This window comes from Delftia sp. WSY_22 (assembly GCF_043104185.1).
In the GTDB taxonomy this organism is placed as follows: Bacteria; Pseudomonadota; Gammaproteobacteria; order Burkholderiales; family Burkholderiaceae_C; genus Comamonas; species Comamonas tsuruhatensis.
Genome location: NZ_JBICKN010000044.1, coordinates 1 through 14,923, shown reverse-complemented (window position 1 = coordinate 14,923; position 14,923 = coordinate 1). Strand labels below are relative to the sequence as shown.

Annotated in this window: 15 protein-coding genes; 10 read left to right on the top strand and 5 right to left on the bottom strand. The window is 69.8% G+C overall.

All coding sequences use genetic code 11. The features are described 5' to 3' along the window. Positions 1-51 precede the first annotated feature (51 nt). The gene (locus tag ACF8NF_RS21105; protein WP_277849435.1) at positions 52-1,533 is read right to left on the bottom strand and encodes a deoxyribodipyrimidine photo-lyase; all 1,482 of its coding nucleotides are present in this window, start codon (positions 1,531-1,533) and stop codon (positions 52-54) included. Positions 1,534-1,557: 24 nt separating this feature from the next. Here ACF8NF_RS21105 and ACF8NF_RS21100 point away from each other — a divergent pair, with 24 nt between their 5' ends. The 7 genes from ACF8NF_RS21100 to ACF8NF_RS21070 all read left to right on the top strand — a co-directional run bounded on the left by ACF8NF_RS21100 (position 1,558) and on the right by ACF8NF_RS21070 (position 6,875). Continuing rightward, the gene (locus ACF8NF_RS21100) at positions 1,558-2,157 is read left to right on the top strand and encodes a YqgE/AlgH family protein (RefSeq protein WP_012203507.1); all 600 of its coding nucleotides are present in this window, start codon (positions 1,558-1,560) and stop codon (positions 2,155-2,157) included. Then, a complete protein-coding gene (gene ruvX / locus ACF8NF_RS21095) occupies positions 2,154-2,612 on the top strand; it encodes a Holliday junction resolvase RuvX (RefSeq protein WP_012203508.1) in 459 nt (152 codons plus the stop codon). The genes ACF8NF_RS21100 and ruvX overlap by 4 nt, the downstream gene beginning before the upstream one ends. Further along, entirely contained in the window at positions 2,609-3,127 is a 519-nt protein-coding gene (gene pyrR, locus ACF8NF_RS21090; RefSeq protein ID WP_013804027.1) for a bifunctional pyr operon transcriptional regulator/uracil phosphoribosyltransferase PyrR, read from the top strand. Before ruvX ends, pyrR begins: the two co-directional genes overlap by 4 nt. 2 nt (positions 3,128-3,129) lie before the next feature. Further along, the gene (locus ACF8NF_RS21085; RefSeq protein WP_012203510.1) at positions 3,130-4,092 is read left to right on the top strand and encodes an aspartate carbamoyltransferase catalytic subunit; all 963 of its coding nucleotides are present in this window, start codon (positions 3,130-3,132) and stop codon (positions 4,090-4,092) included. A gap of 244 nt (positions 4,093-4,336) precedes the next feature. After that, positions 4,337-5,632 (top strand): dihydroorotase, encoded by a 1,296-nt coding sequence (locus tag ACF8NF_RS21080; protein WP_016447929.1) that lies wholly within the window; start codon positions 4,337-4,339, stop codon positions 5,630-5,632. A gap of 2 nt (positions 5,633-5,634) precedes the next feature. Further along, positions 5,635-6,384 carry a 1-acyl-sn-glycerol-3-phosphate acyltransferase gene (locus ACF8NF_RS21075; RefSeq protein WP_016447928.1) on the top strand — a complete coding sequence of 250 codons (750 nt, stop codon included), beginning with the start codon at positions 5,635-5,637 and terminating at the stop codon, positions 6,382-6,384. Positions 6,385-6,398: 14 nt separating this feature from the next. Continuing rightward, the gene (locus tag ACF8NF_RS21070) at positions 6,399-6,875 is read left to right on the top strand and encodes a GNAT family N-acetyltransferase (protein ID WP_288898665.1); all 477 of its coding nucleotides are present in this window, start codon (positions 6,399-6,401) and stop codon (positions 6,873-6,875) included. 25 nt (positions 6,876-6,900) lie between these two features. On the opposite strand, the gene ACF8NF_RS21065 is transcribed toward ACF8NF_RS21070, so the two are convergent. The 4 genes from ACF8NF_RS21065 to ACF8NF_RS21050 all read right to left on the bottom strand — a co-directional run bounded on the left by ACF8NF_RS21065 (position 6,901) and on the right by ACF8NF_RS21050 (position 10,592). Further along, on the bottom strand, positions 6,901-7,287 hold the full coding sequence (locus ACF8NF_RS21065; protein WP_016447926.1) for a DUF1987 domain-containing protein: 387 nt from the start codon (positions 7,285-7,287) through the stop codon (positions 6,901-6,903). Positions 7,288-7,322: 35 nt separating this feature from the next. Further along, positions 7,323-7,955 (bottom strand): DUF6272 family protein, encoded by a 633-nt coding sequence (locus tag ACF8NF_RS21060; RefSeq protein WP_016447925.1) that lies wholly within the window; start codon positions 7,953-7,955, stop codon positions 7,323-7,325. Continuing rightward, a complete protein-coding gene (locus tag ACF8NF_RS21055) occupies positions 7,952-9,397 on the bottom strand; it encodes a SpoIIE family protein phosphatase (RefSeq protein WP_392451219.1) in 1,446 nt (481 codons plus the stop codon). Before ACF8NF_RS21055 ends, ACF8NF_RS21060 begins: the two co-directional genes overlap by 4 nt. 97 nt (positions 9,398-9,494) lie before the next feature. Further along, a complete protein-coding gene (locus ACF8NF_RS21050) occupies positions 9,495-10,592 on the bottom strand; it encodes an ABC transporter ATP-binding protein (protein WP_034347786.1) in 1,098 nt (365 codons plus the stop codon). A gap of 212 nt (positions 10,593-10,804) precedes the next feature. Here ACF8NF_RS21050 and ACF8NF_RS21045 point away from each other — a divergent pair, with 212 nt between their 5' ends. The 3 genes from ACF8NF_RS21045 (at position 10,805) to ACF8NF_RS21035 (ending at position 14,915) form a co-directional block, all read left to right on the top strand. Continuing rightward, complete coding sequence (locus ACF8NF_RS21045; RefSeq protein WP_017405431.1) at positions 10,805-12,451, top strand: ABC transporter permease subunit; 1,647 nt, start codon at positions 10,805-10,807, stop codon at positions 12,449-12,451. Positions 12,452-12,508: 57 nt separating this feature from the next. Continuing rightward, positions 12,509-13,417 carry a LysR family transcriptional regulator gene (locus ACF8NF_RS21040; RefSeq protein WP_016447921.1) on the top strand — a complete coding sequence of 303 codons (909 nt, stop codon included), beginning with the start codon at positions 12,509-12,511 and terminating at the stop codon, positions 13,415-13,417. Between the two features lie 112 nt (positions 13,418-13,529). Further along, entirely contained in the window at positions 13,530-14,915 is a 1,386-nt protein-coding gene (locus ACF8NF_RS21035) for an 8-oxoguanine deaminase (RefSeq protein WP_013804017.1), read from the top strand. The last annotated feature ends 8 nt before the right edge of the window (positions 14,916-14,923 follow it).

Sequence of the window (14,923 nt, the reverse complement as noted above, 5' to 3'; positions counted from 1 at the left end):
AGCCAGCGCTGCTCCTTTTTCTTGGCTCCGGTGTCTTTGCACCGGCTTCCTTCAGCCGGCCTGCTTGACCACGCCGTAGCGGGCCAGCGTGCGCTCGCGCGCGGCTGCGTGGTCCACCACGGGATGGGGGTAGTCCGTGCCCAGCACCACGCCGGCCTCGGCCAGCTCCAGCGGCCGGGCCTGCCAGGGCGCGTGGCGCAGCGCGGCGGGCAGGCGGGCCAGCTCGGGCACGTAGCGCTCGATGAAGCGCGCGTCGGCATCGAACTTCTGGCTTTGCGTGATCGGGTTGAAGATGCGGAACCAGGGCTGGGCGTCGCAGCCCGTGGAGGCCGCCCACTGCCAGCCGCCGTTGTTGGCCGCCAGGTCGAAGTCGTTGAGCTGGCGCGCAAACCAGGCCTCGCCCCGGCGCCAGTCTATGCCCAGATCCTTGACCAGGAAGCTGGCCGCCACCATGCGCAGCCGGTTGTGCATGTAGCCCGTGGTGTTGAGCTGGCGCATGGCGGCATCGACCAGCGGATAGCCGGTGCGGCCCTCGCACCAGGCGGCGTACAGCGCATCGGCCTCGGGGCCGGTATCCCACACGATGGCGTCGTAGGCGGGCTTGAAGCTGGCGTGCACCACGTGCGGATGGTGGGCCAGGATCTGGAAATAGAAGTCGCGCCAGACCAGCTCGGACAGCCAGGTGGCGGCTCCCTCGCTGTCGTGCGGCTGCTGCTGCGTCTGCTCCCAAGCCAGCCTTGCCAGGCGGCGGATGGAGACCGTGCCGAAGCGCAGGTGCACGCTCAGGTAGCTGGGGCCCTTGACGGCGGGAAAGTCGCGCGCCTGCCTGTAGCGCGGCAGGCGCGGCAGGAAGTCGGCCAGCAGCTCCTCGGCGCCAGCGCAGCCCGTGGGCAGGCGCAGGCCGTCCAGCGTGCCGGCCTCAAAGCCCAGGTCGGCTGCGGTGGGCACGGGGCGGCGCTCGCCTTCGGGGCGCGGGGCCAGGCGCTCGGGCAGGTCGCGCTCGCTGGGATAGGCGGACAGGAAGAAGGGCGTGACCTGGCGCAGCCAGGCGTTCTTGTACGGGGTGAACACCGAGAACGGCGCGCCGGCCTGGGTCAGCACCTCGTCGCGCGCAAAGACCATGTGGTCCTTGAAGCTGTGCAGGGCCAGGCCCTCGGCGGCGAGGGCCTGGCGCACGCGGGCGTCGCGGGCCAGTGCGTCGGGCTCGTCGTCCCAGTTGCAGAACACGGCCTGGGCGCCGAGCTGCCGGGCCAGGGCCGGGATCTGCTCAGCGGGCCGGCCGCGGCGCACGATGAGGCCGGTGTCGGCGCGGCCCGAGGCCTCGCGCAGCGCCTCGTCCAGGCCCGCCAGGCTCTGGCAGATGAACTCCACGCGCCGGTCGGCACGGGGCAGGGGGGCGAGGATGTCGTCGTCGAAGATGAACACGCAATGCACCTGCCGGCACTGGCGCAGCGCATGGTAGAGGGCGGCATGGTCGGACAGGCGCAGGTCGCGCCGCAGCCAGACCAAGCCCACAGGGTAAGAAGGTGGCATGGATCGCCGGTAAAATCCGTCGTTATGTCTGCTGAAACTGCGCCTATCAATCTGACGCACCACTTCCTGATTGCCATGCCTGGCCTGGAAGACGAAGCGTTCTCGCGCAGTGTGATCTACCTGTGCGAACACAGCGAGCGCGGTGCGCTCGGTCTGATTATCAACAAGCCCTCGCAGCTTACGCTGGAAGGCCTGCTGGAAAAGGTGGATCTGGCCCTGGGCCGCGAGGACCTTCGCGGCAACCGCGTCTTCAACGGCGGGCCCGTACAGACCGATCGCGGCTTCGTGCTGCACGATCCCATGGTGATCGAAGGCGCGCCCGACGACGAGTCCGCCTACGCCTCGACCATGACCATTCCCGGCGGCCTGGAGATGACCACCTCCAAGGACGTGCTCGAAGCCCTGTCCGACGGCGCAGGCCCCAAGCGCCTGCTGGTCACCCTGGGCTATGCCTCCTGGGGCGAGGGCCAGCTGGAGTCGGAGCTGGCCGAAAACGCCTGGCTCACGGTGGGCGCCGACGCCAACGTCATCTTCGATACCCCGGTCGACGACCGCTATGACCGCGCCCTGGGCCTGCTGGGCCTGCAGCGCTGGATGATCTCGCCCGAAGCGGGGCGCGCATGAGCCTGCCCGCTCCCGAGTCCCAGGCAGCAGCGGCAGCCGGCACGGCCGTGCCGCCCACCGTTCCCTCCCATTTCCAGAGTTTCGTGGCCTTCGATTTCGGGGCCAAGCGCACGGGCTGCGCCGTGGGCACGCGCATGCTGCGCTCGGCCAACCCGCTGCCCACCATCCGCGCCGAGGCCGGCGAGGCCCGCCTGGCCCAGGCCGGCGAGCGCATCAAGGAGTGGCAGCCCGATGCGCTGGTCATCGGCGTGCCCTACCACCCCGACGGCAACGCGCACGAGAACACGGCGCGGGCGAAGAAATTCGGCCGCCAGCTCAAGAGCCGCTTCGGCCTGCCTGTCTACGAGGTGGACGAGCGCTACAGCACCACCGAGGCCCTGGCCGGTGGCGCAAGGGATGCCGATGCGGCCTCGGCCTGCATCATTCTTGAACAGTTTTTGAGGAGTCTTCCATGAGTGAATCCATTGCGGGAGCCGGCAGCCTGGTGCTGGACGCCGAGGCCCTGTACCGCGAACTGCTGCGCGGCGTGCGCAGCCTCATGGGGCCTGAAACCCGCCTGGCCGGCATCACCTCGGGCGGCGCCTGGCTGGTGGAGCGGCTGCACAAGGACCTGAACCTGCCCGGCAACCCCAGCGTGCTGTCCTCGGCCCTGCACCGCGACGACTTCGCGCAGCGCGGCATGGCCACCAGCGCCCAGACGCAGATCGACTTTGACGTCAACGGCGCCGACATCCTGGTGCTGGACGACGTGCTCTACACCGGCCGCACCGTGCGTGCCGTGCTCAACGAACTCTATGACTACGGCCGCCCGGCCTGCGTGCGCCTGGCGGTGCTGGTGGACCGGGGCGGGCGCGAGCTGCCCTTCCAGGCCGACTTCGCCGCCGCGCGCATCGCGCTGCCGGCCGACCGCCTGCTGTCGCTGGCGCGCGATGACGCCGGCGTCTTCCAATTCCGCATCCAAGAGGCCTGACCGTGCTGTACAAGCGCAATCCCCAGCTCAACAAGAACGGCGAACTGATCCACCTGCTGTCCACCGAAGGACTGTCCAAGGACATCCTGACCCACATCCTGGACACGGCGGCCAACTTCGTCAGCGTCAATGACCGCGAGGTCAAGAAGGTGCCGCTGCTGCGCGGCAAGAGCGTGTTCAACCTGTTCTTCGAGAACAGCACGCGCACGCGCACCACGTTCGAGATCGCGGCCAAGCGCCTGTCGGCCGACGTGTTCAACCTGGACATCGCGCGCAGCTCGGCCAGCAAGGGCGAGTCGCTGCTGGACACCATCGCCAACCTCTCGGCCATGGCCGCCGACATCTTCGTCGTGCGCCACAGCGAGTCGGGTGCGCCCTACCTCATCGCCCAGCATGTGGCGCCCCATGTCCACGTGGTCAATGCCGGCGACGGCCGCCACGCCCACCCCACGCAGGGGCTGCTGGACATGTACACCATCCGCCACTACAAGAAGGACTTCGCCAACCTGCGCGTGGCCATCGTGGGCGATGTGCTGCACTCGCGGGTGGCCCGTTCCGACATCCATGCGCTGACCACGCTGGGCGCGGCCGAAGTGCGCGTCGTCGGCCCGCGCACGCTGGTGCCGCCGGACCTGGCGCAGATGGGCGTGCGCGTCTTCCACACGCTGGAAGAGGGCATCCGGGACTGCGACGTGATCATCATGCTGCGCCTGCAGAACGAGCGCATGAGCGGCGCCCTGCTGCCGTCCAGCCAGGAATACTTCAAGAGCTTCGGCCTCACGGCCGAGAAGCTGCGCCTGGCCAAGCCGGACGCCATCGTCATGCACCCGGGACCCATCAACCGCGGCGTGGAGATCGACTCCGAAGTGGTCGATGGCCCGCAGGCCGTGATCCTGTCGCAGGTGTCCTTCGGCATCGCGGTCCGCATGGCCGTCATGTCCATCGTCGCCGGCAACGAGGCTTGAAATGAAGCACCCCCTGAGCGACTGCGTCGCTTCCCCCTCTCTCGCTACGCGGGAGGGGGGCGTACGGGCAGCCGGCGACGCCCTCGCTGCAGGGCGGCCTTTGCTCGGCGTCCCTGAGATGGGCCATGCTTTTTCCATGCCCGGTGTCCTGGACTGAGTCCAGGCGCTTTTTGTGAATGCAAATGTTTTTGATCGCCGCAGGCCGCAGCCCATGCGCCGCCTGCGGTCTACGGGGTAGCAAACCATGAAGATACTCATCCGCAACGGCCGAGTGATGGACCCGGCACGGGGCCTGGACCAGCAGGCCGACGTGGCCATCGATGGCGGCAAGGTGCTGGCCATCGGCAAGGCGCCCGAGGGATTTGCCGCAGAACGCGAGATCGATGCGGCCGGCTGCTGGGTGCTGCCGGGCCTGGTCGATCTGGCCGTGCGCCTGCGCGAGCCCGGCCACGAGCACGAAGGCATGCTGCAGTCCGAGATGGCCGCCTCGGTGGCCGGTGGCGTGACCAGCCTGGTCTGCCCGCCTGATACCGATCCCGTGCTCGACGAGCAGGGCCTGGTGGAGATGCTCAAGTTCCGCGCCGAGAAGCTGCACCAGTCGCGCCTGTTCCCGCTGGGCGCGCTGACGCTGGGCCTCAAGGGCGAGGTGCTGACCGAGATGGCCGAGCTGACCGAGTCCGGCTGCATCGGCTTCGGCCAGGCCGAGGTGCCCATGACCAGCACCCAGACCCTGCAGCGTGCCCTGGCGTATGCGGCCACCTACGGCTACACCGTGTGGCTGCGCCCGCAGGAGCTGTACCTGGGCAAGGGCGTGGCCGCCAGCGGCCCGCTGGCCACGCGCATGGGCCTGTCCGGCGTGCCCGTGGCGGCCGAGACGATTGCCCTGCACACCATCTTCGAGCTGATGCGCGGCACCCAGGCGCGCGTGCACCTGTGCCGCCTGTCCAGCGCCGCAGGCGTGGAACTGGTGCGCCGTGCCAAGGCCGAAGGCCTGCAGGTCACGGCCGACGTGTCCATCAACTCGCTGCACCTGACCGATACCGATATCGGCTACTTCGACAGCAGCGCCCGCGTCACGCCGCCGCTGCGCCAGCAACGCGACCGCGATGCGCTGTCTGCCGCGCTGGCCGATGGCACCATCGACGCCCTGGTCTCCGACCACACGCCCGTCGATGAGGATGCCAAGGTCCTGCCCTTTGCCGAGGCCGAGCCCGGCGCCACGGGCGTGGAGCTGCTGCTGTCGCTGGCCGTCAAGTGGTCGCAGGACGGTGGCGTGCCTTTGAACCGTGCCCTGGCCGCCATCACGGCATCGCCCGTGCAGGTGCTGGGCTCGTCTCTGGGCGAGCTGCAGGGGCAGCTGGGCCGGCTGGCCGAGGGCGGCGTGGCCGACCTGTGCATCGTCGATCCGCAGGCGGCCTGGACGGTCAAGCCCCAGGAGCTGGCCAGCCAGGGCAAGAGCACGCCCTTCGGCGGCTACGAACTGCCGGCCCGCGTGCGCTGCACGCTGGTCGACGGCCATATCGCTTACGAACGCCGCTGAACATGAGCCGTCTGCGCAGGGGAGGGCGCGCCACGCTGCGCGCAGCGCGCCTGTTCGGCCATGTGTGCAAGGGGCTGTGGATCGTGGCCCTGCGCTTTCCGCAGCTGCCCGAGGAGCGCCAGCACGCCCATGTGCAGGCCTGGGCCCTGCAGTTGCTGGCCCATGCGGGCGTGCGCCTGGAGATCCAGGGCGAGCCGCCGAGCCAGGGCCCCATGCTCATGGTCAGCAACCATATTTCCTGGCTCGACATTCCCGTGCTGCATGCGGCGCGGCATTGCCGCTTCATCTCCAAGTCCGACGTCAAGGGCTGGCCGCTGATCGGCACGCTGGCCACGGCGGCGGGCACGCTGTACATCGAGCGCACCTCGCGCCGCGATGCGCGGCGCATGGTGCAGAGCATGGAGGAATCCCTGCAGCGCCGCGAGATCCTGGCCATCTTCCCGGAAGGCACGACGGGCGATGGCCGCAAGCTGCTGCCCTTCCATGCCAATTTGCTGCAGGCGGCCGTGCAGATCGGTGCGCCCGTGCTGCCCGTGGGCCTGCGCTTCATCGACGGCGCCACCGGGCAGATCAGCCACGCGCCCAGCTACGAGGGCGACGAAACCCTGCTGGGCTCCATCTGGCGCACGCTGTGTGCCGACGACCTGGTCGCCGCCGTCCACTATGGCCAGCCGCAGACGGCCGATGGCCGCGACCGCCGCGTCTGGGCCCAGGACCTGCATGCCGAGGTGGACCGGCTGCGCCAGGCCTGAACCTTGCCAGCGACATGACAGACACCTTCTCGCTTCGGCCCTCGCGGCCCGATGACCTTCCCGCCCTGAACGCCGTGCTCTGGGCCACCTACGAGAGCACCTGGAAGCCGCAACTGACGGCGGACAAGGATGCGCGGTTCCGCGCCTCGGGCCGCACCGCGCAGTACGTGCAGTCGCGCGGCCACCTGTTCTGGGTGGCCGAGTGCGATGGCGTGGTGGCCGGCTTCGTGGACCGCGTGGATGACTTCATCGGCGCCCTGCATGTGCTGCCGGCCTGGCAGGGGCGCGGCGTGGGCCGTGCGCTGCTGGCCCACGCGGAGCAGGCCATGCGCGCCGACGGCCACGCGCAGGTGCGGCTGGAGACCGACAGCTTCAACACCCAGGCCCTGGGCTTTTACACGGCGCAGGGATATGCCACGCTGGACACCTATCCCGACGAGGAATGGGACTGCGGCCTGACCACGGTGCTCATGGGCAAGCCGCTGGCCTGAAGGCCAGGGCGGAGCAGGCCTGCCCTCAGTTGCTGTAGGGCTGTCGCTCCAGCACCAGGTTGGCGAAGTCCTCCACCAGGTCGGCGCCCAGTTCCTCGATGGCGTCGTCCTCCTCGTCAAAGGCCCAGACCACGCGGATGTCCGTGCCCTTTTGCCCGGCCTGGTCCAGCAGCGCGAACAGCGAGCGCAGGCCCATGGTGGAGGCGCTGTTGATGTACTGCAGCTTCATCTCGGCCACGAAGCGAGGAGGCTGGCTGGCCTCGAAATACCGGCCCAGCATGGACAGGATGGGGTTGAAGAAGGGCAGGGGGTTTTCGGGATAGCACTCGCCTTCGATGCGCAGAAGCTGCTCGGCCGGCGAGAAGACCACTTCGGGCGTGACGGAGGTGCGTTCGGATTTCAATGCTTGCATGGCGGCAGGTCGGTTCGTTGAAGGACGCCCGGCGTTCAGATCAGCGCCTTGACGTGGAATACGGCATGGGGCGCGGTCTCGGCGGCGTCCTCTCCCGTGGCGATGTGGTACTGCAGCGGTGCCGAGGCATCGCGCGCAATGGTCAGCCAGCCCAGGCCCGCGCCCCGGCTGATGTCGTCGCTGGTGCCGTGGTCCGTGTTGTGCAGTTGGGCCTTGTAGGCGGCCTTGATCTCGGGGTGGCTCATGGCGCGCACGGCATCCAGCTTGGCGGCCAGGCGCGGCACATGCTCGCTGCGCACGGCATTGCTGCAGGCGATCCAGAAGCGGGCAGGCGCCTGATCGGGCCCTGCCTCTTGGGCACAGGTCTGCGCATCGATACGGCCCACGCCGATGGCGCCCTGTGGCACGGGCGCGCTGAGCGCCTGGCGGGGGCCGGTGTCGGCCGCAGGCAGGGGCGCTGCGTAGTGCAGCACGTTCTGCGCCATCTCGATGAAGGTGGAAAACAGCTTGCGCTTGGCGCTGCTCGATCCGTCCTCGCTGGCCAGGCGGCTCTTGAGCGTGTCGGCCGCCGCCTGGATCACGTGGGGGTTGAAGGTGCCCGCGTAGTACAGCAGCAGGCCGTTGTGCTCGGCCTGGGCGCGCAGCTGAGCGAATTCGGCCGGGCTCATGACTGCAGGGCCTGGTTGCGCCACACCAGCAGCGAGACATCGTCGCGACGGCGCTGCGTGCCCTGCCACTGGGCAAAGGCCTGCCGGAATTCGGCGCAGGCCTGGGCGGCGGGGCGGTCCTGCTGCTCGTGCAGGAAGCGCGCCAGGCGCTTTCTGCCGTGGGCGATCTGGCGCGGCCCACCCAACTGGTCGATGACGCCATCGGTGGCCACCATCAGCAGCGAGCCAGGCGCGACCTCCAGCACCTGCGTGCTCCAGGCCGCGTCGTCGGGCGTGGTCGCATAGCCTATGCCCAGCTTGTCGCCGGCATGGATCTGCACCTGGGCCGCCTCCTGCACGCCGGGCGGCGCCACCAGCAGGTCCAGCCGGGCCGATGCAAAGCGCAGTTGCGTGCCGCAGGGCGACTGCAGGAACAGCGCGGCGTCCAGGCCATCGCTGGAGGTCTTCTCCGCAGGCAGGCCGTCGGCGGGGGCCGCTGGTGCGCCCCAGGCCGGCTGGGCGTCGCGGGTGCGCTGCTGCAGCACGCGCTTGATGTAGCGGTTCATCTGGCCCAGCAGGGCGCCGGGGTCGATGGCGGCGCCGGTGCCGGTGCTGGTGCCGGTGCCAGTGCCAGTGCCAGTGCCAGTGCCAGTGCCAGTGCCAGTGCCAGTGCCAGTGCCAGTGCCAGTGCCGAGACCTGCAGGCGCCACGGCCTGTTCGAGGAAGGACAGGGCAATCAGCGTCATGAAGGCGCCCGGCACGCCGTGGCCCGTGCAGTCAAACATGCAGCCCAGCAGGCCCTGCGGTGTGGCGCGGAAGAAATACGCATCGCCGCCCACCACGTCGCGCGGCTCCCACAGCAGGCCGTGGTCGGCCAGCTGGCTGGCCAGCACGCGGTCGGACTCGACCAGGTGCGAGCGCTGGATCAGGCTGGCGTAGTCGATGCTGGCCATGAGCTGGCGCGTCTTGTCGGCCTCGATGTCTGACATGGCGGCCATCAGCGCGTGGCCCGTGCCTATGCCTGCATAGCGGCCTTCCTCGACGGTGATGAAGCCGTCCTTGAGCACGCGGCTGCCGCTGGCCAGCGCCTGCTGCACCAGCTGGTCGATGGGCAGGCCGGCCGCCACCACCATGGGCGCGGTGTCGGTGAATACCAGGCAGCTGCGGCGGCCGAACACGTCGCGCGCAAAGGGCCGCGCGTACTGCTCCATGAAGCGCTGGCGGTTGATCAGGCCCAGCGGCCGGTCGTCGGCCACCACGGCCAGGGTTTCGAGCAGGGGCTGCTCGCTGAACAGCCGATGCACGTCCTCGTTGCTGGTGTCGGGGGGAATCGGCGCCGTGGGCTGGCTGAGCTGGCCTGCGCGGGCCAGCAGGCGTGGCGCGGCGGGCGCAGGGGCAAGCGCCGGAACCGGTGTCGGAGCAGATGCAGCGTGCTGCGTGGAGGAGGGGTCCAGAGCAAACATGGGTGGCCTTGAATTGTCACAAGATGTGACAGATTCTGGGTTTCACCCATGACCGTCGGATGACAAAGGCCTGGACGGCGCGGCGGCGGCCGCCTGCTCAGGCCGCTGCGGTCTGCGCAGTGCCCTGTCTCTCTCGCGGGAAGGCGACCACGTGATTCATGTCCAGCCGTATGCCCACCCACTCGCCCACCGCATGGTCGTGGTGGCTGGGCACATGGGCCAGCACACTGTGGCCGCTGGCCAGCTCCAGCGTGTAGAGGAACTCCGAGCCGCGAAACGCCTTGCGCAGGATGCGCGCCTGCACGGGCGAGGCATCGTCGTGCACCACATCGTCGGCGCGCAGCAGCACATCGCACTCGCCGTCCGCAAACTGCGCAGGCAGCGGGCAGGTGGCCGGATCGACCAGATCGCCCAGCGCCGTGCGCGCCACCACGCCGCCGGCACCGCTGTGGGCCAGCGTGGCCGGCACGAAGACGCCGTGGCCGATGAAGTCCGCCACGAAGCGCGTGGCCGGCCGGTGGTACAGCGAATAGGCGTCGTCCCACTGCTGCAGCTGCCCCTGGTGGACCACGCCGATCATGTCGCCGATGGCAAACGCCTCCAGCTGGTCGTGCGTGACGAACAGGGCCGTGGCGCCTGCGGCCTTGAGGATGCCGCGCACCTCATGCGCCAGGCGCTCGCGCAGGTCCACGTCGAGGTTGGAAAACGGCTCGTCCAGCAGCATCAGCTGCGGGCTGGGCGCCAGCGCGCGGGCCAGCGCCACGCGCTGCTGCTGGCCGCCTGACAGCTCGTGCGGAAACCTTCCTGCACTGCCGGCCAGGCCCACCAGCTCCAGCACCTCGGCCACGCGCTCGGCCTGGCGCGCCTTGGGCAGATGGTGGATGCCGAAGGCCACGTTGCGGCCCACGTTCAGATGGGGGAACAGCGCATAGTCCTGGAACACCATGCCGATGCGCCGCTGCTCGGGAGGGAGCGAGAAATCCGCGCTGCCCACGAGCTGGCCGTCGATGCGGATCTCGCCGCCGCTCACGGGCTCCAGGCCCGCCACGGCACGCAGCAGCGTGGTCTTGCCGCAGCCCGAGGGGCCGATGAGCACGCCGATGTCGCCAGCGGCCAGATTCAGCGTGACGCCCTGAACGGCAGGCCTGTCGCGGCCCGGGTAGCGCACCTCGAGTTGGGAGACGGTCAAAAACATGCGGCGATTGTAGAACCGCGCAAATGAATAGAATTCGCATTTGCATTGGCGGACCAGGGGCATGCCCGGAACCCGCCGACTCCAGCAGCCCGCAGGCACGTCCGGTCTCGGCGGCACCTCGGCCCACAGGCCGGTGGCTGCCGCGGATCCCGGCCCGTTCCATAGCCCGGCAGCCAGATCCTCCCCCTCATCCTCTAGCCGAGACCTCCGCTTTGCGCCGTCTGTCGTCCGTACTCCGCTCCCTTCCCCTGCTCCTGCTGGCCCTGGTGCTGATGCTGCCCGTGCTGGCCGTGCTCGGCTCCTGGCTGCCTCTGGGGCAGGGCGATGCCCTGGCCGGCTCCATCCTGCGCGAGATGGCGGCCACCGTGCTGCCCGGCTATCTGTGGACCACGGTCTGGCTGGGCCTGCTGGTGGCGCTGGGCGCGGCCATCGTGGGCACGGGCACGGCGGCGGCCGTGACGCTGTTCGACTTCCGCGGCCGGCGCCAGCTCGAATGGCTGCTGTTGCTGCCGCTGGCCATGCCGGCCTATGTCACTGCCTATGCCTATACCGACTTCCTGCAGTTCAGCGGCCCGCTGCAGACTTGGCTGCGCGACACCTATGGCCTGGAAGGCCGGCTCCTGCCCGAGGTGCGCAGCCTCGGCGGCGCGGTCTGGGTCTTCATCTTCTCGCTCTACCCGTATGTCTACCTGCTGGCGCGCACCGCGCTGGGCGAGCGCGCCGCGCACCTGATGGAGGCCGCGCGCCTGATGGGTGCGCCGCTGTCGCGGCGCATCTGGTCTGTGGCGCTGCCGCTGGCGCGCCCGGCCGTGGCCGCTGGCGTGGCCCTGGTGGTGATGGAGACGCTGGCCGACTTCGGCGTGGTCAGCTATTTCGGCATACAGACCTTCACCACGGGCATCTACAAGGCCTGGCTGTCCATGGACAACCGCATTGCCGCCGCGCAGCTGGCCACCTTCCTGCTGGTGCTGGTGGTGCTGCTGCTGCAGCTGGAGCTGCGCGCGCAGCGGCGCATGCGCTTCGTCACCGGCGGCGCGGGCCGTGCCGGCTCGGCCGAGGCGCAGCCGCTGCGCCTGCGCGGCTGGCGCTGCGCGCTGGCCTGGCTGGTGTGCCTGCTGCCTGTGCTCATGGGCTTTGTGGCGCCCGTGTTCTTCATGCTGCGCCCGCTGGCGGCCGACTGGTCGGTGCTGCCCTGGGACCGCTTCCTCGACTGGGCGCTCAACAGCGTGCGCCTGGGCGCCATCACCTCGGTGCTGGCCGTCATCATCGCCGTGGCCCTGGCGTTTGCCGTGCGCCGCCACAAGGAGTCGGCCGTCACGCGCGGCGTGGTGCAACTGGCCAGCCTGGGCTATGCGGTGCCGGGCGCCGTGGTCGTCGTCGGCCTGCTGCTGCCCGTGGGCTGGGTGCAGCAGGTGCGGCCCGAATGGGGTTTTGCCGGCCTGGTCACGGCCACCGCCGTGGGCATTGTCTGGGCCTACCTGGTGCGCTTTTGCGCCGTGGCCCTGCAGTCAATGCAAAGCGGCTATGCGCGCATCGCGCCCAGCCTGGACGACTCGGCCCGCATGCTGGGCACGGGCGCCTGGGGCGTGCTGTCGCGCGTGCACTGGCCGCTGCTCAGGCGCTCCACGGCAGCGGCGGCGCTGCTGGTCTTCGTCGATGTGATGAAGGAGCTTCCCGCCACCATGGTGCTGCGCCCCTTCAACAGCGACACCCTGGCCGTCGTGGCCTACCAGCTCGCGCGCGACGAACGCCTGGGCGAGGCCGCCCTGCCGTCGCTGGCCCTGGTGCTGGTGGGCCTGATCCCCGTGATCATGCTCAGCCGCACGCTGCGCGCCGAGCGCCCGGGCACGGCCCGCTGAGCCTGCGCCGCCGGGCGCTGCAAAGCGCGGCCCGGCAAACCCCGCTACGCTCGCGCCATGCACGCCAGAGTCCTGCGCTATCTCGACGAAGTAGTCCGCCGCGGTTCCATCCGCAAGGCGGCCGAACATCTGCACGTGGCCCCCACGGCCGTCAACCGCCAGATCCTCGACCTGGAGGCCGAGCTGGGCACGCCCCTGTTCGAGCGCATCCACAAGCGCCTGCGCCTCACCCCGACGGGCGAGATGGTGCTGGCCCATGTGCGCGCCACGCTGCGCGAGCATGCGGCGCTGCGCGAGCGCATTGCCGAACTGCAGGGCGCGCGCAGCGGCGAGATCACCGTGGCCGCGACCACGGGGCTGGCCGGCTCGCTGCTGCCCTCGCTGGTGCATGAATTCCGCCAGCGCCACCCGGGCATCGTGGTGCGCATCATCGACCTGCCCCTGAGCGACATCGCGGCTGCCGTGGAAGGCGGCGACGCCGACCTGGGCCTGGCCTACGACCTGTCCGAACGCCCCGCGCTGCGCGCGCTGGCCATCAGCGAATGGCAGATCGGCGCCATCGTGCCGCCCCGGCATGCGCTGGCACGTCAATCGTCGGTGCTGCTCAGCGAGTGCATAGGCCATCCGCTCATCCTGCCCGCGCCGCCGCTGTCCATCCGCAGCCTGCTGGACGAAGCCTTTGCGCGCAACGCCATCGAGGTCACGCCCGTGGCCGAGTCCACCTCCATGGCGCTGATCCAGCGCCTGGTCATGCTGGGCGAGGGCATCGCCCTGCTCAATCCGCTGGACGTGATGGAGGAGCGCAGCCGCAATGCCCTGGTCTTCGTGCCTTTGCGCGATGCGCATCTGCGGCGGCAGACGCTGGTGCTGACCGGCCGGGCCAGGGGGCAGTTGAGCGCGGCGGGCGAGCTGATGGCCCAGTCCATCGGCCAGGCGCTGGCAAGGCTGTTTGCCGGGGGGCGGTGAGTCTTAGGCACTTGTCCACTTTTTGTGGACACATCGGGCGGAATTCAGCGCTATCGGCAATGGCTTGTCCTTCCTAGACTGGCGGCTTTTCCATTTCGAAGAAGAGAACGCCATGACCTTGATCGCACTGAACGCCGATGTACTCGTCACCATGGATGCGCAGCGCCGCGAGATCCGCGACGGCGCCCTGGTGGCCGACGGCCCGGCCGTGCAATGGGTGGGCGCCACGGCCGATCTGCCGCCGCAGTACCGCCGCATGGTGGACGACGGCACGGCCCAGGTGCTGGACATGCGCGGCCGCGTGGTGATGCCGGGCCTGGTCAATACGCACCACCACATGTACCAGAGCCTCACGCGCGCCGTGCCTGCCGCGCAGGATGCGGAGCTGTTCTCGTGGCTGACCAACCTGTACATGCTGTGGTCGCACCTCACGCCGGAGATGATCCACGTCTCCACCCAGACCGCCATGGCCGAGCTGATGCTGTCGGGCTGCACCACCACCAGCGACCACCTGTACCTGTATCCGAATGGCGCTCGGCTGGATGACTCCATCGCCGCGGCGCAGCAGATGGGCATGCGCTTTCATGCGGCGCGCGGCTCCATGAGCCTGGGCCGTAGCAAGGGCGGTCTGCCGCCTGACGCGGTGGTGGAGGAAGAGGAAGCCATCCTGCGCGACAGCCTGCGCCTGATCCAGCAGTACCACGACAGCGCACGCCACTCCATGCTGCGCGTGGTGCTGGCGCCGTGCTCGCCGTTCTCGGTGACGCGCGAGCTGATGCGCGAGTCCGCCGTGCTGGCGCGTGCGCACGGCGTGTCGCTGCACACCCACCTGGCCGAGAACGACAACGACGTCGCCTTCTCGCGCGAGAAATTCGGCCTCACCCCCGCGCAGTACGCCGAAAGCCTGGGCTGGGTCGGTCCCGATGTCTGGCATGCCCACTGCGTCAAGCTCGATGCCGAGGGCATTGCGCTGTTCGCGCGCACGGGCACGGGCGTGGCGCATTGCCCCTGCTCCAACATGCGCCTGGCCTCGGGCATCGCACCCGTGCGCACCATGCGCGATGCGGGCGTGCCCGTGGGCCTGGGCGTGGACGGCAGCGCCTCCAACGACGGCGCCCACATGCTGGGCGAGGCGCGCCAGGCCTTGCTGCTGCAGCGCGTGGGCCACGGCCCTGCCGCCATGGGCGCGCGCGAGGCGCTGGAGATCGCCACGCTGGGCGGCGCGCGCGTGCTGGGGCGCGACGACATCGGCGCGCTGGCGCCGGGCATGTCGGCCGACTTCGTGGCCTTCGACATGTCGGGCGTGGGTTACGCGGGCGCGGGCCATGACCCCGTGGCCGCGCTGGTGTTCTGCACGCCCACCGATGTGTCCACCAGCGTCATCAACGGCCGCGTCGTGGTGCGTGACGGCCACCTGCTCACGGCCGACCTGCCGCGCGTGCTGACCCGCCACCGCGAACTGGCCCGCACGCTGTTCGAGCGCGCAGCGGGCCACTGACATCTCCC